13 protein-coding genes are annotated in these 21,874 nt (G+C 25.2%); 8 read left to right on the top strand and 5 right to left on the bottom strand.

Annotated elements, in window-relative coordinates:
* Window positions 1-555 precede the first annotated feature (555 nt).
* From AC2A4K_RS09395 to AC2A4K_RS09360, 8 genes are all read left to right on the top strand, one after another.
* The gene (locus tag AC2A4K_RS09395) at window positions 556-1,686 is read left to right on the top strand and encodes a deaminase domain-containing protein (protein ID WP_322502228.1); all 1,131 of its coding nucleotides are present in this window, start codon (window positions 556-558) and stop codon (window positions 1,684-1,686) included.
* A 131-nt stretch (window positions 1,687-1,817) separates the two neighbouring features.
* Window positions 1,818-2,138 (top strand): hypothetical protein, encoded by a 321-nt coding sequence (locus tag AC2A4K_RS09390; RefSeq protein ID WP_322502227.1) that lies wholly within the window; start codon window positions 1,818-1,820, stop codon window positions 2,136-2,138.
* Window positions 2,139-2,140: 2 nt separating this feature from the next.
* Entirely contained in the window at window positions 2,141-3,058 is a 918-nt protein-coding gene (locus AC2A4K_RS09385; protein ID WP_322502226.1) for a hypothetical protein, read from the top strand.
* Between the two features lie 185 nt (window positions 3,059-3,243).
* Window positions 3,244-5,604 carry a DNA phosphorothioation-dependent restriction protein DptF gene (dptF, locus tag AC2A4K_RS09380; RefSeq protein ID WP_322502225.1) on the top strand — a complete coding sequence of 787 codons (2,361 nt, stop codon included), beginning with the start codon at window positions 3,244-3,246 and terminating at the stop codon, window positions 5,602-5,604.
* Between the two features lie 2 nt (window positions 5,605-5,606).
* Complete coding sequence (gene dptG / locus AC2A4K_RS09375; protein ID WP_322502224.1) at window positions 5,607-6,992, top strand: DNA phosphorothioation-dependent restriction protein DptG; 1,386 nt, start codon at window positions 5,607-5,609, stop codon at window positions 6,990-6,992.
* Window positions 6,973-12,144, top strand: a complete 5,172-nt coding sequence (dptH, locus tag AC2A4K_RS09370) for a DNA phosphorothioation-dependent restriction protein DptH (protein ID WP_322502223.1) — start codon at window positions 6,973-6,975, stop codon at window positions 12,142-12,144. Before dptG ends, dptH begins: the two co-directional genes overlap by 20 nt.
* A gap of 115 nt (window positions 12,145-12,259) precedes the next feature.
* Complete coding sequence (locus AC2A4K_RS09365; protein WP_322502222.1) at window positions 12,260-13,270, top strand: DNA sulfur modification protein DndB; 1,011 nt, start codon at window positions 12,260-12,262, stop codon at window positions 13,268-13,270.
* A complete protein-coding gene (locus AC2A4K_RS09360) occupies window positions 13,260-15,350 on the top strand; it encodes a hypothetical protein (RefSeq protein WP_322502221.1) in 2,091 nt (696 codons plus the stop codon). The genes AC2A4K_RS09365 and AC2A4K_RS09360 overlap by 11 nt, the downstream gene beginning before the upstream one ends.
* Before the next feature lie 80 nt (window positions 15,351-15,430).
* On the opposite strand, the gene AC2A4K_RS09355 is transcribed toward AC2A4K_RS09360, so the two are convergent.
* Genes AC2A4K_RS09355 through dndB form a run of 5 tightly spaced genes read right to left on the bottom strand, consistent with a single transcriptional unit; the run spans window position 15,431 to window position 21,868 of the window.
* Entirely contained in the window at window positions 15,431-16,615 is a 1,185-nt protein-coding gene (locus tag AC2A4K_RS09355) for a cysteine desulfurase family protein (protein WP_322502220.1), read from the bottom strand.
* Complete coding sequence (locus AC2A4K_RS09350; protein WP_322502219.1) at window positions 16,612-17,001, bottom strand: DndE family protein; 390 nt, start codon at window positions 16,999-17,001, stop codon at window positions 16,612-16,614. The genes AC2A4K_RS09355 and AC2A4K_RS09350 overlap by 4 nt, the downstream gene beginning before the upstream one ends.
* A gap of 2 nt (window positions 17,002-17,003) precedes the next feature.
* A complete protein-coding gene (gene dndD / locus AC2A4K_RS09345; RefSeq protein ID WP_322502218.1) occupies window positions 17,004-19,160 on the bottom strand; it encodes a DNA sulfur modification protein DndD in 2,157 nt (718 codons plus the stop codon).
* Window positions 19,150-20,775: a DNA phosphorothioation system sulfurtransferase DndC gene (gene dndC, locus AC2A4K_RS09340; protein WP_322502217.1), complete on the bottom strand. Its 1,626-nt coding sequence runs from the start codon at window positions 20,773-20,775 to the stop codon at window positions 19,150-19,152. Before dndC ends, dndD begins: the two co-directional genes overlap by 11 nt.
* Window positions 20,768-21,868: a DNA sulfur modification protein DndB gene (gene dndB, locus AC2A4K_RS09335; RefSeq protein WP_322502216.1), complete on the bottom strand. Its 1,101-nt coding sequence runs from the start codon at window positions 21,866-21,868 to the stop codon at window positions 20,768-20,770. The genes dndC and dndB overlap by 8 nt, the downstream gene beginning before the upstream one ends.
* Window positions 21,869-21,874: the final 6 nt, after the last annotated feature.

Below are 21,874 nucleotides of genomic sequence, written 5' to 3'. Positions count from 1 at the left end.
ATTAATAATTGAAATAATGGAATATTTAAATCAACTAATTGAAGATAAAATCATTATTATAGGATAGGTTTCATTATAAACTTATAAAAAATTAATATAAAATTATAGATCAAAAGGGTTGTACCAAAACTCACATGTAAAACTTATAAATATATTCCGAGAATTACTGGATTTTAAGTGAAAGTCCAAATTTTAATTTGGTTGCTTGAACTTATACAATGGAACGTTAGTTACATTGTAGTCCTTATTTATAGCAATTACTTCGAAGATTTTACTAAAGCGAAAAACTTCCTTCGGTCAAACAGTTTCGCTTTTAAACGTAAAATCTTCTACGTAATAGCTTAAATTCTAAAGTTCATCCAGATATTCTCTTCATACTATTTATAAGTTTTACATCATATTAGTTTTGGTACAACCTCTTTATTTTTAGAAATCAACTTATATTTTTACTAGTAATTTATGAAGATTATAAAATTGTAAAATTAATCTTTTAGGTTAATTTAAAAAATAATTGTATAATAATAAAGGAAGTTTTCAATTGGAAGGGAAAAATATATGTTGCAGAAGAATAAAGATTTAAATATAAAAAAACTAAGGGTAAGGATTAAGGATAAAAAAGAATTTAGGAATGTATTAAAAAATGAAGGTTTTGAAATAAAAGATTTTAAAGAGGAAAAAATTAAGGAGTTACTTTTAAGTGAGTTCATCGTAAATGATAATACTTTGAAAAAAATGAAAGAATGTATAAATGATGAAATTGCCTATAGAGTAGAGAATATAAAAGACTTTATTGATTATATAGAAAAGATTTTGCTTTTTGAAAGGAATCATAATCTTTTAGTAAGTAAGATTAATAATATGGATGAATTTTATATAGATAGAATTGAATATGAAAAAGAAGTGCAATTTCAAGAGGATATTCATAACCTTATGGAAATTGTTGAAGAGATAAAATTAAAAACTAAGGGAGAAATATCAGAAGAAGAACGTGAAAGACTAATAACTTTAGAAAAGGAAATAGAAGAGGAGTACCTTTATGCAAAGGATATAGAGCTTCTTAAAAACATAGTTATAAAAAATAATTGTGAAGTAGAGGAAAGTTATAATAGGGAGACAAAGATGAAAAGGCTTTTAATTAAGCCAGGGGAGAGTTTAGGGCTTGGATATGTTAAGGCAAAAAAAGGAACAGTGGAATATCATGAATACTTAAATAGAAGTATTCCAAGAATGAGACGATTAATAAAAAATATAGACAAGTATATTGAGCGTGATAAAGTACATATAGGAAAAATAAGAATAAACCAAAGCAAGGCTCTTCAAGATTCAATAAATGTAGCTGTAGCATTATTTAATGGGAAAGAATTTAAAGCTATTAGTGGAAGCAATGAGATAATTGGATATTGTGAAGCAAGAAAAGAAGAGAAACAAGCCTTTAAAAGTATGAAGGTAAATAAGCTTGGTAAGTTAGGTATAGGTTACAATAGAATAAATGATAGTGAAAAAAAGATATTTGAGGAAATACATAGACAAATAGAGGAAAAAGAAATTGAAGGTGAAGGAGATCTTACTTTATATAGTAAGTGGGAACCTTGTCCAAGCTGTTATTTAGTAATAAACCAATTTTCTAAAAAGTATCCCTTAATAAATGTTAGAGTAAAGTATGGTGAAAAGTATGGTTATATATAGAGTAAAAGGAATTTTAAAAGCTTAATTTTGAATAATTTTAGATAAGTTTAAATTTAATTTAAACTTTATTGACTTAAAAGTATAAATATGTAAATATATACGAGGATTTATATTTTTAAGGGGGACACAATATGAGAAATTCTTTTATTAAGAAAATTTCTAATTTTAAAGCTCTTATTGCATTTGTAGCAGGATTAATATTATTGATATCTTTAAATAGTAGGATTTATAGAGATGAGATTGAGTATTTTAAAAATAAATATATAAGAGCTCAAGAAAAATATAATGATTTAGCTTTAGAAAATGATAAAGCTAAGGAAAGAAAAGAATCATATGTGGAATTAAAGAAGAAGTATGATGAACTAAATGAAAAATATACTGATTATGAAAAAAACACTTTAAAAACTTTAGATGAGAAAATAGCAGATTTAAAAAGTGAAGTAGGGGAATAACAATGAGAAATAGCTTGAAAAACTTTTTAGATAAGTTACCTGGAGTAAGTGGAAACCATAGAGTGTTTATGATTACATATTATATATTTTTTACTTTTCTAGCTTTATTAGATTTCATAACTAACATTACTATGGATAATGTTCTTTTTAGTATATATTTATTCTTTTTAGTTTTACCATCAGTAATAGTAGGAGTAAAGAGAGTAAAGACCTTAGATAAAAGAGGAAAGTTAAATTATTTATTACTTCCAACATTATTTATATTTTTATTAGGAGTTAATATTAATTTAGATTTAAACAATGAAAATAATATAAAAAGAGATGGGCTAAAAGAATTAGGAATAGATGAAGCTGTATATAAAGATACAATAGAAAAATATGAAGGAATAAAAGAAGAATTAAACAATAATAAAATTGATGAAAATGAATATAAATTAGCTGAAGATAACTATAAAAGACTTGAGAATTCTTATGAAGCTTTAAAAAGTGAAGTAGATAAAAAACAAGAGATTTATGATAATCTTGTACAGAAGAAAGCTAAAAAAGAAGAGCAAGAAAGAATAGCTAAAGCAGAAGCTGAGAAAAAGGCTAAAGAGGAAGCCGAAAAAGCTGAAAAGGCAAGAATAGAAAAAGAAGCTAAGGCTAAAAAAGAGTCTTCAAAAAATAATCAATCTAGCAACAAAAATAGCGGAACATTTAAATCAAATGGTGGGACAGCTAGCCATGATAATAGAACAGGATATGATAGTCAGGATAGCGATCCTAATGAACCAGTAGTAACATCTGATTATGGATATGTAGCAAGTGGAAATAACTATATTCATAAAACTGCAAATTGTAAGTTTATAAGAGGAAAATCAGCAAGTAAGGTTAGTGTTAGTGCTAGTGGAAAGCATACATGTAATTGTTGGTATTATTAATTAAAAGGTAGTTTTAAACTACCTTTTAATTTTATAAATAGGTAGAACTTACAGGGAATTGGACAATTATCTCTATTGATTTTATAATAAGAATATATATTGGATTCTTTAGTAAATTTTGAAAGAATTAATTAAATTATTTATAAGAAAAAAGGTGAAAATCAAAATATAAAGGAGAAATTTTAGTGGACAAGAATGTTTTCGGCTATTTAGAGAGAGATTATAGCGATTTAAACGATTATATAAGTGAAATAAATGAAAATATATTTAAATCACCATATACTTCTATAGTAAAAGGAAGATTATTTGGAGAGAAATTAGCGCAAGAAGTTGCTAAAATTGAAGGATTAGGATCTTTAGATGAACTTACCCAAGTTGAAAGATTGAAAAAATTAAAATGGGATGTAGATTTAAATAAAGAAGCTGAAGATTTATTTCATACAATTAGATTAACTGGTAATTTAGCAGTTCATGAAGGTGTTGAAGGTGAACTTTCAGAAGCTTTAAAAATCCACAGATGTGTATATAAGTTGACAGGATGGTTTGTTGAAGTTTATTTAGATCACAACTTTACTTTACCACCATATAAAGAACCTAAAAATGATAATAGTGGATTAGAAAAAGGTATCATAAAGAATTTTTTAAATAAATTTATGGATAGTATTAATGGAAAAAATGAAGAGAAAAATGGAATAGAAGTTGCTAGTACTACTCTAGAAAAAGAAAATATAAAGTTAAATACTATTCAGGAAAAACCTGAACAAAAAATAGAAACGAAAAAAATAAAAGAACTAAAAAGAGCATGTTTAATAGATGAGCTAGGAAGATTAAAAGAGTCTTCTAAAGAAGCTGTAGAAGGATTAAATAGTTTTAGTGATTTTAAAAAGTATATGCATATAGAAAGAAATGTTCAAAGTAAACTTGAAGATTTAATAATAAATACCTCTAAAAGTGATAAAGCACAACTAATATTAGTTTGTGGTAGTGTAGGAGATGGAAAATCGCACATCATATCTTATTTTAAAAATAAATATCCAGATATTATTTCAAAGTTTAAGCTTCATAATGATGCTACAGAAAGTTTAGAACCTAATCAAACATCTATGGATACTTTAAATGATGTATTAGATGAGTTTAGTGATGAAAAAATTGATTCAAGTAATCAAAAATTTATATTAGCTATAAATCTTGGAACTTTAAATAATTTTATTGATTCTAAGTATGGTTCAAGATTTACTAAGTTAAAAGACTTTGTAGAAAGTCATAAAATACTTGAACAAACCATAGTAGAAAATGATTTTGATGAAGATAGTAATATTCAATTTGTGAATTTTTGTGATTATCATCTTTATACAATAAAAGATGGTAAAGTTAAATCTGAATACATAAAAGAGTTACTTGGAAAACTGACTAATAAATCAGAATTAAATTATTTTTATAAGTCGTATAAAGAGAATTGTGCAAACTGTTCAATTTCTAATAGATGTCCAATAAGAGCTAATTATGATCTTTTAAATAGCGAAGAGGTTCAAGAAAGTATTATAGACTTACTTGTTCAAGTAATAATAAAAAATAAAGCTATAATATCAACTAGAGCTTTATTGAATTTCTTGCATGATATCTTAATATCTAGAACGTATATAGATATTAACTCACCAACATTTAAGCAAAAAATATCAAGATTAAAACCTGAAGAGTATATAAATTCTTTAATGCCTAATATATTATTTAGCCATAAAGAATTATCAGCAATATTCGAAGGATTAAATAGATTAGATCCATTAAACATAAGAAATGAAGAGTTGGATGACTTTGTGATTAAATTTAACAACTCAGTAAATCTAATAGAATTATTTAATGAAAATATTGATTATCCAAAAGGTTTTTTAGGTAGTATTCAAGAGTTAGATTTTAATGATAAACAAGTAGTAAATAAAATAAGAATTGACTTATTAAAACTATTTATTAGAAGTTATTTATTATGTGGTAAAAACAATATCTTTTCATTAAAAGATGATATTTATGATGAGTTTATAAGAAATCTTTATTATTGGAATAAAGGTGAAAAAGGTAAACTTAAAGATTTATATAGTTTTATAAAAAATGGAGTTCTAAAATGGAACGGGGAAGCTGATAAAGATAGCATAAACATTTTTATTGGGAATAGTCAAACTAAATACAAGGTTAGTGAAGAGATTGATTTTAAGGCTGACATAAGTAATTTACCTAGTAATAAAGATAGTGAATTAATAAAGTTTTTAAATACTATGGAAATTAAATTTAAGAGTGAGAGATTAGAAAGTTCAGAAACTATCGATATAGATTATTCATTATATCAATTATTAAAAAAGGTTACTAACGGATATAGACCAAATAAGAAGGATAAAAATCAATTTGTTAAATTTATTGAGTTTATAAATAAGTTAGAGGTGGCGGGGTCACAAAATGAAAGTCTTTTATTTACAGAAAAAAATAGAGATGATAATAAAAAATATAGATTAGAATATGATGACGAATTTGAAATGTATAGATTTGTGGAGATTTAAGAATGAGTGAATTTAAGGATTATAAAATAGATTTAGAAGAGTTTAAGAATGGATTTAAGTTTACAGAAAAGGGGTTAACTCATAAACAAGGATCTAGATATAAACTTTTACCATATGCAGCTAATGAAAAAACATTAGTTGATGATTTTTCAGGTGTTCTTGGAAGTTTTTCAAGATTTATTTCAAATAAAGAAATAAAAGGTATCTTTAATTATGAAGAGTTTATAGAAGATGTTGCTGAACAGGTTGGTGACTATGAAGGGAATTTAAGTAGAGAGACTTTTAAAGATATAATAAGAATAATGTTTATAGAAGATGGAAAGTTAGTTAACTTTGATATTAAAACATTAAATTATATAAACTCAACAAATGCAGATGAAAAAATAGCTGGCTTTTTATATTCAGTATTATTTGATGAAAATGTAAAAAAAGAAGCATTAAGTCATTATGATACTGAAGTAAATAACATACTATATAAATTAGTCTTAAAATCATTACCAACATTAAAAGAGAAAAAGTACTCAATGGATGGATATAAATGCTATGTTCCTTATGTAAAGGAGATGTTTATAAAAGATTTTAGCTTCTTAATAAAGCATGAAGAGTTATATAAGGATTCGTTAAAAAGGTTATTAGAATACTACTATATGTTTTATATCTCACAATTAAGTATAAAGTTAGATAAATTTGAAAATGCTGAATTAGATAAAATAGAAAAAGTGTACTATACATTATCTTGGGAAAGTACTTCAAAAAATAGAACTGCCTATAGATTGGGATGGGAGTTATTAAAAGGTAAAGTCAACTCGTTATTTTCACATGCTATAGCATTAGAACTATTAAATACAAATGGAGATGAAAATCAACTTAGCTATTTGGAATTAGCAGAAGCTTATAATTCAATGGATAAAGAGGAAATAGAAGACAGTTTAAGAGAAGCTGTAAACATGTATCAAAGTCAGATAAAGGATGTAGCTTGGGATGAATTTAGACCAACTTCAAAACAAAGCTCTGTTAATGGATTTAATGAAGTCTATAGACTTTATGACTCCTTAGAATATCAATTCAATAAAGGAACAAGAAAAAGAGCATATGATGCTTATAAAAATTGGTTTGTAAAGTTTGTTGAAAATAACTTTGGAAAAAGAAGAGGTGCATTGGGGTACAATCTTAATATGACAGAAGATGATATAATATTAATGACCAAAATTTGTATTAATGATAAGAAAAAGCTGAAATTAAATGTTTTATTTGAAGAATTTGAAAAAAGAGGATTATTCTTTGATAGGGATTCAAGTAAAAAAATAATTCAGCTTTATGAAAAATTAAACTTACTAGAAAAGAAATCAGATAGTGGGGATGCACAATATGTTAGATCAGTTTTATAGTTATTTATCAGAAAGAATTTTAGAGTTTTTTAAAGATAATCCTTTAAATTCAGGAGCAAAATATAATATTCAATTTGAGACTGAGGAACAAGTAAGAAATCTATATAATGTTTTAAAGGAAAATACTTTAAGTGAAACTTATGAATATAAAGATGAAAATGGAAATGTTAAGTACAAATCATATAAATTAAATTTTCATAATGGTAAAGAATTAATAGTTGCTGCTACTATTGATAATGTTCAACCAGACTTTTTAACCAGACTTAGAAATATGGTTGGACATGAACCAGGATATGAGAATAAGGGAATACTATTTATACATAATACAACTTTAGATAGTATTGTTGGAGGAACAGAATCTTTTTCAAAAGAAGGTATGCCATTTCATGTAAATTATATACAAAATAATATTAAAGAAAAAATTTCAAACAATAACTTTAGTAAAGTAGATAAAGTTATTGTTGAAAAAGACTTGGAAAGAAAAAAAAGTTCATTATTTCAAGATAGTAATTCAATTTTTGAATACCGAGAAATATTAGAAATAATAAATAAAGGTTATATAGATAAAAATGAATATAGAAATTTTGGATTGTTTTATGATAGTAAATTAGAGCAAGTATCAGGAAAAGAATTAGAAAATAAAATAAATGAAAATGCATTATATTTTAGTAGAGTAGATGAAATTCATAACTATGGTAATCCAGAGACTCAATTAGAGAAGTATTTTGATGATAAAGGTATTGATAAGCTAAAAGAAGCTAATTGGAAAGATGTTGAATATAAGTATGTAATAAAATCTGTTGAAGATAAAAAACAAATAAAACCTCTAGAATATATAGGAGCTTCTGTTGAATGGGATAAAGAAGAAGGTACTTCTAAGGCTAAATCAAGAACTAGAAATATAATAGTTTTTAATGAAAATAACTTAGAAGAAATAAATTTAGAATTTACATTTGATGATAAGCTAAAAAAAGAATATATTCATGAAAAAGGAATAGTCGGTAATCTAAAAGCTACCACTTCAGGTAGGAAATTAAATGTAACCTTAAAGGTAGATGAATTCAAATCAAACTTTTATAAAGTAGTCTATAAACCAGAAAAAATGAAGTTCGAATTTAAAATAGTTGTTGTAAACTTTAATCAAAAATATTTAGAAGAGATAAAATCTAAATATACATTAGTTGTTAAGAAAAATAATAGTTATATATCTATAAATACAAATGATTCAACTATTATATTTAATGAGTTTGAAAGTAATAAATCAGAATATCAATTAACGTCTAATAATGAACAGATAGAGATACCCTGTGATGAATTAGTAGAGATTAAAATATCAGATGACTTTAACTATGAAAATGATGAGGAACTTATTAGATTTACAGCAAAGATTGAAAATGATATTGTACCGTTTGGAATAATTGGGACAAGTCAAGTGCCAGAGTATGCAACAGGTATGAAAGTATGGAAACTTAAAAGAGAAAAAAAGGCTGATTTTAAGTCTATAGGTGATAACAAGCTAGGTTTTGGAACAAGAGAATACTTAACAAGAGATGAATTTAGGAAAAATTTATCATTAGAGAAAGAAATTATAGAAAAAGAAGGTTTTTGTTTTATTGAAACTACAGAAGGATTAGAGAAAAATGAAATATTACTATATTCTGAAGTTAGAGAAGCTTACTCTAAAATTTTAGAGTATTATAAAAAATCTAGAAAGCTACCTAGTTTAACATATTTAAATGATGATTTGAAATCAATATATAAGGATTTCATAATTGTTTATTTAGAAGCATTAAATTCAATAAATGAAGGTGAGTATTTAAATAAAGAACAAAAGAATTTATTTAAGTTAGGTATTATAAAAAGAGAAATAGAAGATAAAGAATTAATATTTACGCCATTACATCCATTAAATATAGCATACCAATTAAAAATAAATAATGAACTTGGTAGTGAGGATTTATCAGATGAAATCATTAAGAGGTTTACTTCAACTTATCTTTTACCTTATATAGTTGGAGAAGAAAATGAATTATATATTCCAATGGAACAATTACATTCTCCAGAATGGAAATATTATGTTGATGAAAAATTACCAAGATATAAAGGATCTAGGGAATTTGTATCAAAATTGGTTACAGAAAAAATTGAAGAGTTTGTAGGTCATTTTAGATATTTATTTAACATGTCTGAAAATGCAGCAATTAGAATAAATTTGATAAACACAGGAGATAGTAAAGAAATTCTTCAAGGAATTTTTAAATATTATACAAAGAGACTTAAATCAGGAAATAATGTATTACCAATAGATTTATTTATATATTCAGATGAAAATATAACAAATGCTTTTGAAGAAGTTGCTTTTAATGAAAATATAGCCAGTATAAAAGGATTATATGGAATAGATTTAAAAGTAGATAACATGTCAGAGGAGGATGTACTTAATCTTTATAGAGAAAAAGTACAATTCTATACAAAAAAAGTTGAAGATGGAATAGAATATGCTCATATTACATTCTTAGAGATGAGTGAGGATGTAAGGACTATAACATCAAATATGAGTGATATACCATCAGGAGTAATATTAAATGGTGAAATCTCTGGAATTCCATCAGTATTTTTAGGAGATGCATATAGAACAGGATTTGGTACTAAATATGCAAATACAAATACTGATTTAATGAATGTTGCTATGAAACTTAATGCCTTAAATACAGCTTCTAATGGGGAACCTTTTAATAGTAATCAATGTAAAGCCATTTCAGTTCCTAATAAAAGTAAAAGTTCACTAGATGATATATATAATGCAAGTCATTGGGTAACATTTATAAATCCAAAGGTTGATTTAAACTTCTTTAAAAATGATCCTGATGCGAAAGACTTGTTAATAATACATTATAGTGATCAATATACAACTGCTGGAGGGTATGATGCAATAACTGTAACTAGAAAATCAACTCCTTATCAGAGGGTAATAGAAGAATTCTTAAACAAGAATGACATAGAAAATTCTGAAGAATACTCACCAATGATAATAAATATGTTTAATGCTATAAATGGAGATTGGTTGTTAAGATTGTTATCAAGTAAATCACATTTTCCTAAAGAGAAAATAAGCATACTTTCAGCTATTAAGTTAGCATTAGCTAAGTTTAAAAGTGAAAATATAATATGGGTACCAATATCATTAGAAGAGATTCTAAGAGTTTCTGGAGGAGTAGGATTAAAACAATCAGAAGGATTTTTTTCAGTTAAGAACTTAGGATTTGATAACAATGGTGCTACAAGTGATGACTTATTGCTAGTTGGAATAGAAGAAAAAGATGAAAAAGTGTTTGTTCATTACTATCCTATAGAAGTTAAAATTGGTATAAATGATGATGGATATATAGGAAAGGGTATAACACAAGCTAAAAAAACAAAAGGTCTTCTTAAAGAAACTTTATTACCTAAAGAAGGTGAATTACTTTCAAATACAAAGAAAGTATATAGAAACTTCTTGATGCAACTAGTAGTATCAAGTGCAGAGAAATTAAACCTATATGGAGTATGTAATAATCAAAACTGGGAAAAAGTAATTGATTCTGAGTTAAGAAGAAAGCTATTAAATGAAGATTATCAAATAGTAGATTCAACAGATAAAGTTTTAGGACAAGCTGCTGTAGTATCTTTCAAAAGAGGAGTAACTAAAAATATTTCTGAAATAACTGAAGATGTTATGGTTATAGAAATGGCAGAAGAAGATGGAATTCAATTTATAACTAAAACAGTTAGCGAAATTGAAGCTTTAATTTCTAAAGTTGATTTTTCAGTAGTAGAAAATATTGAAGGTGTAACTGAACAAGATGTAGATAGTAAAGAAACTATTGAGAATACTGATGGTGAAGATGTTGTAAATAACGAAGTCATTTATGAAGAGAATACAACAGGAGAAATAGTTGAATTAAGAGAAGAGATTTCAGATGATTGTAAAGAAACAATAGATAGCTGTAATAGTCAAATAGAAGAAAATAGAACTATGGAAATAGTATTTGGAACCAATGAGAAAAACAATAAAAAAATCATTCTTTATCCAAATGACACCAATAAGGTTCTTCATACGAATACAGGAATAATTGGAACTATGGGAACTGGTAAAACTCAGTTTACTAAGTCAGTAATTACTCAACTTCATAGAGAATCAAAGAATAATGTTGACGGAAAAGACATTGGAATTCTTATCTTTGACTATAAGGGAGATTATAATAAGTCAAAAGAAGACTTTATAGAGGCTACAGATGCTAAGGTATTTGAATTATATCATTTACCATTCAATCCATTATCAGTTGTAAAAGGTCCAAATTCAAAACCAATGCTTCCTCTTCATACTGCTAATAGTTTAAAAGAAACTATTGCAAAAGGATTTAGACTTGGTAATAAGCAAGAAACATTATTAAGAGAACTTATAATGGAAGCTTATGAGAAGAGAGGAATTATAAAAAATAAACCGGATACTTGGGATAAACCAGCACCAACACTAAAAGATGTTTATGATGTATATGATTCAAGAGAAGATTTGAAGAAAGATGATAGTTTATATTCTGCATTAAGCAATCTTATAGATTTTGAAATATTTGAACCAGATCCATTTGAGACTAAAAGCTTATTTGAACTTATAGACGGGGTTACAGTAATAGATTTATCAGGATATGATGAAGGAATACAAAACTTAGTTGTAGCAATTACGTTAGACCTATTCTATGCTCAAATGCAAGCTAGTGGACATAGTAAAATAGAAGGTCATTTAAGACAGTTAAATAAGATAGTTTTAGTAGATGAAGCTGATAACTTCTTAAGTAAAGATTTTGCAGCATTAAAGAAAATACTAAAAGAAGGTAGAGAGTTTGGTGTAGGAACAATACTTTCAACACAATTATTAACTCACTTCTCAACAGATAAGAATGACTATGCTAACTATATATTAAACTGGGTTGTTCATAGAGTTGATGATTTAAATAATAGAGATGTTAAAAAACTATTTAATGCTCAAAGTAAACAGGAAGAAGATAAGTTGGTAACAACTATAAAAGGATTAGCTAAACATCATAGTTTGGTTAAGATAGGTGATAGTGAGAGACCATCATTTATGAAGGACTTAGCTTTTTGGGAGTTATAGATATAAAATAATATATAGACTATTTTATAAGTTTTAAAATAGTCTATATAAGATAAGTTTACATAATATTGTATATAGATTTAATTTAATCTTTTGATAAAATTTAGGGGGAACTATGAAAGAATTTGATGCTATCAAAATTGATGAAATAAAGTTAGAAAGTAATACTGAAAATAGTAAAATATATATATTAAAAGTTGCTTATTCTGATTTGGATAAATTATTTAAACTTGGTAATATTTCGATAAATAGAGAGGTGGAAGAGGAAAGAGCAAAGATAATGTCAGAATATATTAAAGATAAAAATACATTTTATCCAACTATTGTAGCAGCTACAAATTCTAAAAATTTAATAAATTATAATGAAAAATTAAAAACAATAAGTATAAAATCATTTGGGGAAAATGATAAATTTATTGTTATAGATGGACAACATAGATTTAAGTCAATAGTTGGATTAAATGAAAAAATTGATGATAGATATCAAAGTGTGTTATTAATAGATAATATAAATGATTTTCAACAAAGAAAAATATTTATAGATATAAATGATACACCTAAAAAGGTAACTACAGGCACTAAATTAAGGTTTAAAAAGACTATAGAGAATTATATAACATTGAGTTTTCTAGATTCTGATGAAAATATTTTGAATTATATTGATATGGATGAAAATCAAGCAGGTAAAAATGAGACTATTCCTTATAAATATTTATATAAATTCAATGAAAAGTTATTGAAAGTTTTAAGCAGTAATTTTAAAAAAGATAAAATTGTTATCTCAGAAATAGATGATATGTATATTAATGATTTATTATTGATTAATAATAAAGTTAAAGAATTAATAGTTTCAGAAGCTAAAAATGAAAGTATTGTAAAATATGAAGTTTTTTACATAGAATTAGGAGCACGATGTTCTGAAGAATTAAAATTATATTTTTATGAAAAGAAAAAAATAGATATGAGTAAAATAAATGAAATAAATAAAAAAATAGATAAAATTAAAAGCTCTATAAAAAATATATCAGATGAATTTTTTGAAAAGAAGTGTAAAACTCAAAGTGATAGAAAAGCTACAATAGAAGAAATAATAGATAAATATTGGGGGGAGAATTATGAGCTTTAATTTTTTAATTAAAAATAGTGAAATTAACAGTGATGACAATATAAATACTATAATTTCAAGAATAACATCATCCTTTAAAAATAATATTGAAGGAAATGTTATTTTAAATAATGAAAATTGTATAGTTAAAAATATAGGTGAAAATAAATATTTAGAATGTTATAAAATAAATACAAATAACTCTGTAGAAAATGAATATTTTGTAAATCTGTTAAATATCGATGAAAGTGAAAAAAATAGAGTTATCGAAGTTATGGGCTCAGATAGATTATATAAAGATAATTTAGTTATTTTAGATTTATTATCTCATGAATTTATAAAAAAAGAACTAAAAAAATTATTGATATTTGAAGAGAATTTGAAAGCTTATTTAGTTTTATCTTTATTAAAAGAATATGAAGATGAAGTATATGATGTTATAGACAATTTTAAAACAAAAGAAGATTTGATTAAATTGCCACCACATATTAAATACAATCTTCAAAAAATAGAATTAACTAAAATTATAGAATTTATGATAGAAAATCCTTTGGGTGGAAAAGAATATGAAATATATTACAACGAATATCTAAAGAATAAAGAGGATAATCTTTCTAAGATGAAAAATATTTTGAAAAAAAATATTTTTTTAGAATTAAAGAATGATTTAGAAACAAGCCGAAATAAAATTAAAGAGTATAGAAATATACTGAGTCATAATAGATTTTTAAATTGTGATTTAATAAAAAGTAAACATTGTACTGAAATTAATTGCATATTAGAAAAAACAATGAAAAAAAATAATGAAATAATTGAAGAATTATTATGCATTAATAAGACCGAAAATGAAACAGAAGATAATACAGTTAATAAGGAAGAAAGACTAACATTAGTATTAAAAAATCAAGAAGAAACAAATTTGGAAATTTTAATAATAAAAATTTTAGCTGAACTTGGGTATATATATATAAAAGATAATATCAAAATAAAAGATGATTTATATGAATATGAGACTCAAGAAGAAGATTTGAATTTAAAAATAAGGAAAATATCTCAAAATTTAATTAGCAATATTTATATATTAGATATAAAATTTAATTCATTAAATAATGATAATTTGAAATTGAATGAAACTTTACTATATAAACTTAAAGATTTTGAAGTTATAATATGTTTTGATAGTTTAAGTAGGTTAAACTCATTAATTCTATCAGATAAATTAAGTATTTGTGAAAATTTATTAAGGAAATATATAAGTATATTTCAATATGTTGAAGGAATAAATAATAATAATAATAAAGATAAAATGGTTGATTCAGTAAGAATTGGTCATGGTGGGGAAATATTTAATACAATTTATGATTGTGATTTTATTGAATTAATAAAAATAATTGAATCGCCTAATAATACAAGCAAAGGTATAGATAATTTAAAAAAAGAGTTGAACAAAGCAATAAAAGAAACTAATTTTTCTAAAATTGAACTATTGTTAAATAATATGTTGGAATATAATACAGAATTAAAAACTATAATAGGTAGTTGGTGTGAGTTATATAAATATAGAACTAGAATAGCACATTGTCAAGTAATGTTTTATAGTGAGTTACCTAAAATAAAAGATACTATAAATAGAATAAAATCTACTATTGAAAATATATTAACTGAATATATAAATGAAATTTGTGATTTTAAATATGAATTACCAGATTTAACTCAAATGTTAAAAATTGAAAAAAATATTAAGAATAAAAATAAATTAGATTTAATATTTAAAAAAGATAATTCAGTTTATAGGATTGAAAATTTATTTCTTTTTAGAATTAATTATATAATAAATAGCATTTTAGGAGAAGAAAAAGAAGAATATGTTTATTCATTAGAAATTTTAAAAGAAAAAATAAAATCTAATATTACTGAATTAGAGAATTTTATAAAATGCGAAAATTTTGAAATGGAAATTTCGAAAATCTTGGAGAAATTAGGTTTGTGTAATTATGCTGATTTTAGAATTATATCTAGTGAGAAACAGAAGTTAGAAGAGAAAATAGGAAAATTATTATCTAGTATAGATAAGAAAAAAAATCTAAATAATTCTAATTAAATATTTCTTTGAGTTAATTAAGAGTTAGAAGATAACAAATAAAAATAAACTTCTTCTTAAATATAAGAAGAAGTTTATTTTTATAAATTTAAAACATCATTTATTGATAATGATTTATTTAAACTAATTCTAATAAAGTGATTAGTACAATTAGCTTTCCCAATTTCTTGTATAACATATGATGGTTCACCAATTCCACAAGCAGAACCTGCTGAAATAGCTACTTTATCAGCTAAATTCTTTATTAGCATTTCATTTATTACATTTGGTATAATCATACCTATTACACCAGGTATTTTGTTTTCAGAATCTCCTAAAAACTCTATTTCAGGATACTTTTCTTTTAAAATACTCTTAGTTTCTTCTTCAAGTTTTAGTATCTTTTTTATATAATTATCCATTTCTCTTTTTGCAATTTCACAAGCTTTTCCGAATCCTACTATGTTATGAACAGCATGAGTTCCAGCTCTATATCCAAACTCTTGTTGACCACCATGTATAAGGGAAGTCATTTTATAATTATTAAAGCTTTCTTGTCTTATAAAAGCAGCTCCAACCCCTTTAGGTCCATAAATCTTATGAGCTGAGAATGATAGGAAGTCTATAGGAGTTTTCTTTACATCTATAGAAACTTTGCCTAATACCTGTGTTGCATCAGAATGTATAAGTATATTATTTTCCTTAGCAATCTTAGAAAGTGAGTCTATATTATTTAAAGATCCAATTTCATTGTTACCCCATATAAAAGAAGCTAAGATAGTATTTTCTTTTATAGAATTTTTAAAACTTTCATCGGTAACTTGACCATATTCATTAACTTGCAAGAAACTTACTTCAAAACCTCTATCAATTTTCTTAGTAGTCTTTTTCTTTTTTAGAAATTGACTTGCAATTGTTTTATCTGGATTATTCCAAAATACATCACCATTTAAAAACTTACATGTTTGTAAAATGGATTTATGTTCTACAGTTGAAGTTATAATATGATTACCTTTATCTTCATAAAATTTAAGATAATCAGAAACACCTTTAATAATCATATTATTACTTTCAGAAGCACCACTTGTAAAAATAATTTCTTTTGGGTCTGCATTAATTAAAGTAGCTACTTGCTCTCTTGCTTTTTCTACAGCTTTTTCTGCGTTAACAGCTAATGTATAGTGTCTACTAGAAGGGTTACCGTATTCTTCTTTTAAATACGGTAACATTGCTTCCAAAACTTCTGGATCAATTGGAGTAGTAGCACTATTATCTAGATATATCATATACTAGCATCTCCTTCATCAAGTATCTTAGTTATAAATTTTTCTAAGTTACCACCTGAGTATTTATATTTATTATATAGAAGTTCAGCACCTCTATCCATGTGAAGTTTCATATAAGTAGGGTAGTATTCATCATCTGAAATATGTCTACCTAAATTCATTTCAATAAGAGCTTTAAATATAGTATCAAATTCACCAGTAACAGTAGCTCTTTGTAGTTCAAGTCCATTTGTATCTTTGCTTTCATATTCTTCAATAGATGTTTCATAATTTAGAGACATAGAAACTGCTATTTTACTCAAAGCAAATGGTTTAAGATTTGAACTTCCACCTAATTCTTCAAATATTTCTTTTGTCTTTTTTGACGTTTTTAATCTAAATCCCATAATTACACCTCAAAATATCCATTTTTAACTTCTGTTTTTCTTAAATCTGTATTGTAAAGAAGCAGATATTCATTACATACATAAGGTTTAACAACTTGATATAATTCGTTGTCTATTTCTTTATTAGTTGAAAGTATAATTACTTGTTTACTTATATTAGGTAAGTAAGTTGTTGTTAAAGCATTTCTATGCGTTTCATCTATACGAGCATACGGTGTATCAATTATAAATGGTATTTCAACACCAGAACTCTTTATAATAGCCCAAATTAGACAAAGTATATAAATTTGTTTTTCTCCTTTTGAGAAGTCATTTATATTAACTTTTGAACTTAAAGAAATATATTCAACTAAGGCTATTTGTTCAAGTTTTTTAGTTAAATTCTTATAATCAAGTACATTAAAATATTTAAATAAATCATCTATGAACTTAGAACCATATTTCTTTTCAGTTCCTTCAAAACCAAGATTAGTTAATATATTTAATATTTCATTTGTATCGTACTCTTTATTTATGTAAAGAGTAGAATTAAATGAATCATCAATTACAATGCTATTTACATAGTTGTCTTTTCTTATAATGCTACTAAATATATTAATAAACTCATTTTCTATAGAATCAATCTTATCTCTAGTAATATTTTTAAGAAGTTTATCTAAATAGCTAATAATACTAGTTGACATTTCTAAAACATTATTATTTTGAAGTAGTGAAGTGAGTTCATTTTTTGCTCTTGTTAAATGATAATCTTTTAAAGACAATTGATTATTTTTTTCTTCAAGTTTAGCTCTTGAAGAAGTAATTATATTTTCAGTTTCACTTATTTGTTTATTTAAAATAGCAGTTGATTCTAAATAACTATTTAAGAACTCACCAGAAACCGTTGAATTAAGTTTCTCTCTTAAAACTTTCATACTTATTGAGATTTCTTTAAGTCTAGTAAATTTTGATAATATATCTAATTTTAAGTCTTTGCTTTTACTTAATATGTTATTTATTGTGAAGTTAATTGAATTTTTATCTTCATTTGAAAGTTCTAATATATTAGATATATCCTTCATTTTTTCTATTTCAAACATTTCTTTTAAAAGAGTTATAGCTATTTCATCATAATTAATACTATTATGTTTAGGTAAATGTTTGTTTAATGTTGATTCTATAATATTACCAGATAACTTTTTACTTATACTATTAAAAGAAAGTAGTGAATCTTCATCTTCAATTTGTTTCTTAGTCTGGTTTAATAGTCTAGGTACTATTAAAAATGGTAGAGTATCATTACAAAAATCTTTAATTTGTTGATTTATTTCTGAACGTTCTGATTCAAGTTTATTAATCTCTGAATTCAATAATGATCGTTCTTCTTCAAAGATTCCACCACTATTTCTAAAGTTATCATCAGCATTTTGCTTTTTTATATATAAATCATCAAGAATAGTTTCATTATTTAAAATAGTATTTTCAAGTTCTTTTATATCATTTTTTAACTCATATATTTCTGATGAAATTTCATCATACTTAGCTTGAGCTTCATCTAAATTTTTATTTGATTTAGAATGACTTCTTTGATAAGAAAGTAATTGTTTTTTCAATACATCAAATGTATCATAGTTGAAAAGTTCAAGTACAGCTTCTTTTAAGTTTGAACTTGATGATTTACCAACAAAGAAATCGCTTAATTCTTCACCATCGAAAAAGAAAAAGTCGAATAGTGAAGGCGGTAATACTGATTTTAAATACTTATCAAAATAAAGTTTATCATCTTCAGAAAGTTCTTTATCATTTAAAAATACTTTGAATTCTTCATTTAATTTATGTTTTTTATATTTCCATATACGTTTAAGATAATAATCTTTTAATTCTGTTCCTTCTTTAAATGAAAGGCTTAAGCCTATAAATGATTCTATATCTTCATTTTTAAATGCATTATCATTAATATTATTTTTTATTTTAGTTTGATAATTATAGTTATTACCAAGATAACCATAAGTTGTAGGACCGTATATACAAAGTTTAATTGCTTCAAATAGAGTAGATTTACCAGCTCCATTTTCACCACCAATTAAAACTATGTTTTTATTACCAGTTGGAGTAAATGAGAAGGTAGTTTCATCTTCATATGATCTAAAGTTTTTAAGTGTTATATTATTAATTATCATTGTCTATCTCCTCAACTAAACTTTTGTGTAAGTGTTTTTGGTTTAATAATTTACTTATAGATTTATCCAGTACAGTTTTATTGGTAAAGTGTTTATACTTATTACTTTCTATAAGTAATTTATTAATTAAATCTTCTGGGATATCCGATTCTACACATAGAGTAGATATTTGTTCTAATGTGGAACTATCAAAAATAGGCTTTTTATAATCATCCCAAGGAAGCCTATTACCAGTTTTATTGTAATAAATATCAACTAAGCTTCTACGAGTTAAATCTTCTTCGTCATCCCAAATTTTATCTATTGCTTCTAACTCTTGTATTGTAATTAAATCAAGGTCATAAGCTTCTTGTATTTTAGCTTGAGTTTCAAGTAATTTTTCAAGAATAAGTTTTCTAGCTTTAAAATTAAAAGGACCATATCCAACAACATTTATAAATTCACCTTTTGAATCAGATTGAATTTTGCTACTATCTAATTTAATATCTTCACCAGATTCAATTGTTGGAATTAACTCAAGAAATATTTTATCTTTATCTGTTGATTTTTTATTTGAAAGTTTATCAGTTTCTTTTGATCTGACTAAATCTATATATCCTTCATTATTTTCTTTATCAAAAAACAAATGATTTTTATCAATGATATAGTCATTTAATAAAGGCATTTTTTCTAAGTAAAGTTTTTTATAATAATGGTTCCCGTCTCTTCTATATTGTTGTCTGTATTCATGTTTATCACGTATGCTTAATAGCCAACTTCTGAAGTCAAGTAGTGGTTGAAGTTCAGTTTCACCACTTTCAATAAATCCAGTTAATGATTTATCTTCTTTAACAACAGTACAGATCCAGCATCCAAATCTTGAGTTTCCACAAGAGGGTGTCTCTGAATCATTTGTTACGGTGAAAGGACACTCTCCACCTTCACCACCCATATAAAGGGCAAATAGATCATTATTATTAGTTCCCCATGGTGTTTCACCATTATTTGAAAGTAGAATAGCCCAAACATCATCTGTTGTAAGCTCAACAATAGGGTTATACACATAAGTATTTTGTAGAGTTACATGAGGTGTCAATAAATAACCGTCAATTTCTCTATTTTTAATTCTAATTCCTCTTGCTATACTTTCAGATTTTCTAACACCAAGTAATACAACAACTTCACCATTTTCTTTTACTTTATCTTCAATGAATTTATTGGAAGGCTTTATCTTTAAACGTTCGGTACACCATCTAAATCTAATAGAAGTAGGGGTTGGAAGACCCTTACCAATTACATTAGCCCAAAATGTATTATTATAATCTGGATGTATCATATCAGTATATAAAGGTAAACCTAGATTCTGAGCACCTTCATTTATATATTGTGAGTTTTGCTGTAAGTAAGATAATACTATAGGGTTTTCAATCAATGTATCTGATGAAATTACATAAACAGGTTTATGTCTTTCTTCCTTTGGTAAATTTTGAAGCATTTTAAATGCTAATAAAACTACAGTAGTACTATCTTTTCCACCACTATAGCCTATAACCCAGGGCCTTGAGTCATTTTTATATACACGAGTCATTTCTTCTAGTATATTGTTAACTTTGTCATTTATATTTAAGCTACTCATTTTTATTTTCCTTCTGCTTTCTATACGAATTTTCTAATATTAACTCATCTGAATTAAGCTCAATACCTAATTTTATTTTTATCATGTTAGTAGTTAATTTAACATAATTAGAATTTTTTACTATACGTCCGTTGTTTCCAATGGCACGATTACCCCAGTCAGAGAGGTTTGATCTATTCCAATCTATATTTTTTATGTTAACTAAATAGTCTTTCCACTTAGATTTATTCTTTCTAAAAAGACAATTTCCTACTATTCCTAAAGCTTCTAGTACAACAGCATTAGAACTAACATATGAGCCTCTAAAATTACTTGCACTTAGTTCTTTATTAAAAACAAATTGCCATTCTTTCATATTTGTACATAAGCAATTCCAAAATTCATATACAAATTTTTGAGTAGACTCATCATCAGGATTAAGTTTACAAAGCAATTTTTTGTTTGTTTCATTTATACTACTTAATGTAAATAGTTTATTTGAATATTTAGATAAAGATGGTTTTTCTCTATCTGTGAAGTATTTAAGAAAACTATTTTGTTCAATAAGTGATTTTGTTATTAAGGCAATTGGATCTCTAGAATCATATAAAATGCCGATTGATTTTGAAACATTAACTGCATGTTTGTTTAAATCAGCAAATATTTGTTGGCTTCTATTAAGTCCTTCATCTATAAACAAAACTACAGATATAGTTTCATTTCCAAGTTCAGGTGATACTTTTAAAGCATCTTCAATAGCAGCTCTTCTATGTTGTCCGTCGTTGATTAATAATCTGCTATCCATAGCGACTTTTAATGTACCCATATTTTCGTTTAAAGCCTTATCAAAAGGCTCAAAATTAAAGTCGCCATCAATTGATGCAGTAACTGATGAAAACACATAGTCCTTAGGATTATCAACCATATAGGATGTTATTTCAGGTATTCTAGATTTATTTAATAATCTTTGTGCACGATATTCTGGAGGTAGTTCATCATCATTAAAGATGAATAACTTTGATAATACAGATAAAGGACACATAATTACGAAGAATTCTCTAGATGCCTGAATTCCTTTAAGTGCTGGGAATGTATAAAAGAAATTATTCTCCATTTTTAA

It is taken from the genome of Clostridium sp. LIBA-8841 (assembly GCF_057782475.1).
This window is presented reverse-complemented; position numbering and strand designations above follow the sequence as displayed.

What these genes read in the sequence shown, in the direction of transcription:
- AC2A4K_RS09390 (WP_322502227.1), top strand. Translation starts at nt 1,818, where the DNA reads ATGAGAAATTCTTTTATTAAGAAAATTTCTAATTTTAAAGCTCTTATT.
- AC2A4K_RS09355 (WP_322502220.1), bottom strand. Translation starts at nt 16,615, where the DNA reads ATGATATATCTAGATAATAGTGCTACTACTCCAATTGATCCAGAAGTT.
- AC2A4K_RS09350 (WP_322502219.1), bottom strand. Translation starts at nt 17,001, where the DNA reads ATGGGATTTAGATTAAAAACGTCAAAAAAGACAAAAGAAATATTTGAA.
- AC2A4K_RS09365 (WP_322502222.1), top strand. Translation starts at nt 12,260, where the DNA reads ATGAAAGAATTTGATGCTATCAAAATTGATGAAATAAAGTTAGAAAGT.
- AC2A4K_RS09385 (WP_322502226.1), top strand. Translation starts at nt 2,141, where the DNA reads ATGAGAAATAGCTTGAAAAACTTTTTAGATAAGTTACCTGGAGTAAGT.
- dndB (WP_322502216.1), bottom strand. Translation starts at nt 21,868, where the DNA reads ATGGAGAATAATTTCTTTTATACATTCCCAGCACTTAAAGGAATTCAG.
- AC2A4K_RS09360 (WP_322502221.1), top strand. Translation starts at nt 13,260, where the DNA reads ATGAGCTTTAATTTTTTAATTAAAAATAGTGAAATTAACAGTGATGAC.
- dndD (WP_322502218.1), bottom strand. Translation starts at nt 19,160, where the DNA reads ATGATAATTAATAATATAACACTTAAAAACTTTAGATCATATGAAGAT.
- dndC (WP_322502217.1), bottom strand. Translation starts at nt 20,775, where the DNA reads ATGAGTAGCTTAAATATAAATGACAAAGTTAACAATATACTAGAAGAA.
- AC2A4K_RS09395 (WP_322502228.1), top strand. Translation starts at nt 556, where the DNA reads ATGTTGCAGAAGAATAAAGATTTAAATATAAAAAAACTAAGGGTAAGG.
- dptH (WP_322502223.1), top strand. Translation starts at nt 6,973, where the DNA reads ATGTTAGATCAGTTTTATAGTTATTTATCAGAAAGAATTTTAGAGTTT.
- dptG (WP_322502224.1), top strand. Translation starts at nt 5,607, where the DNA reads ATGAGTGAATTTAAGGATTATAAAATAGATTTAGAAGAGTTTAAGAAT.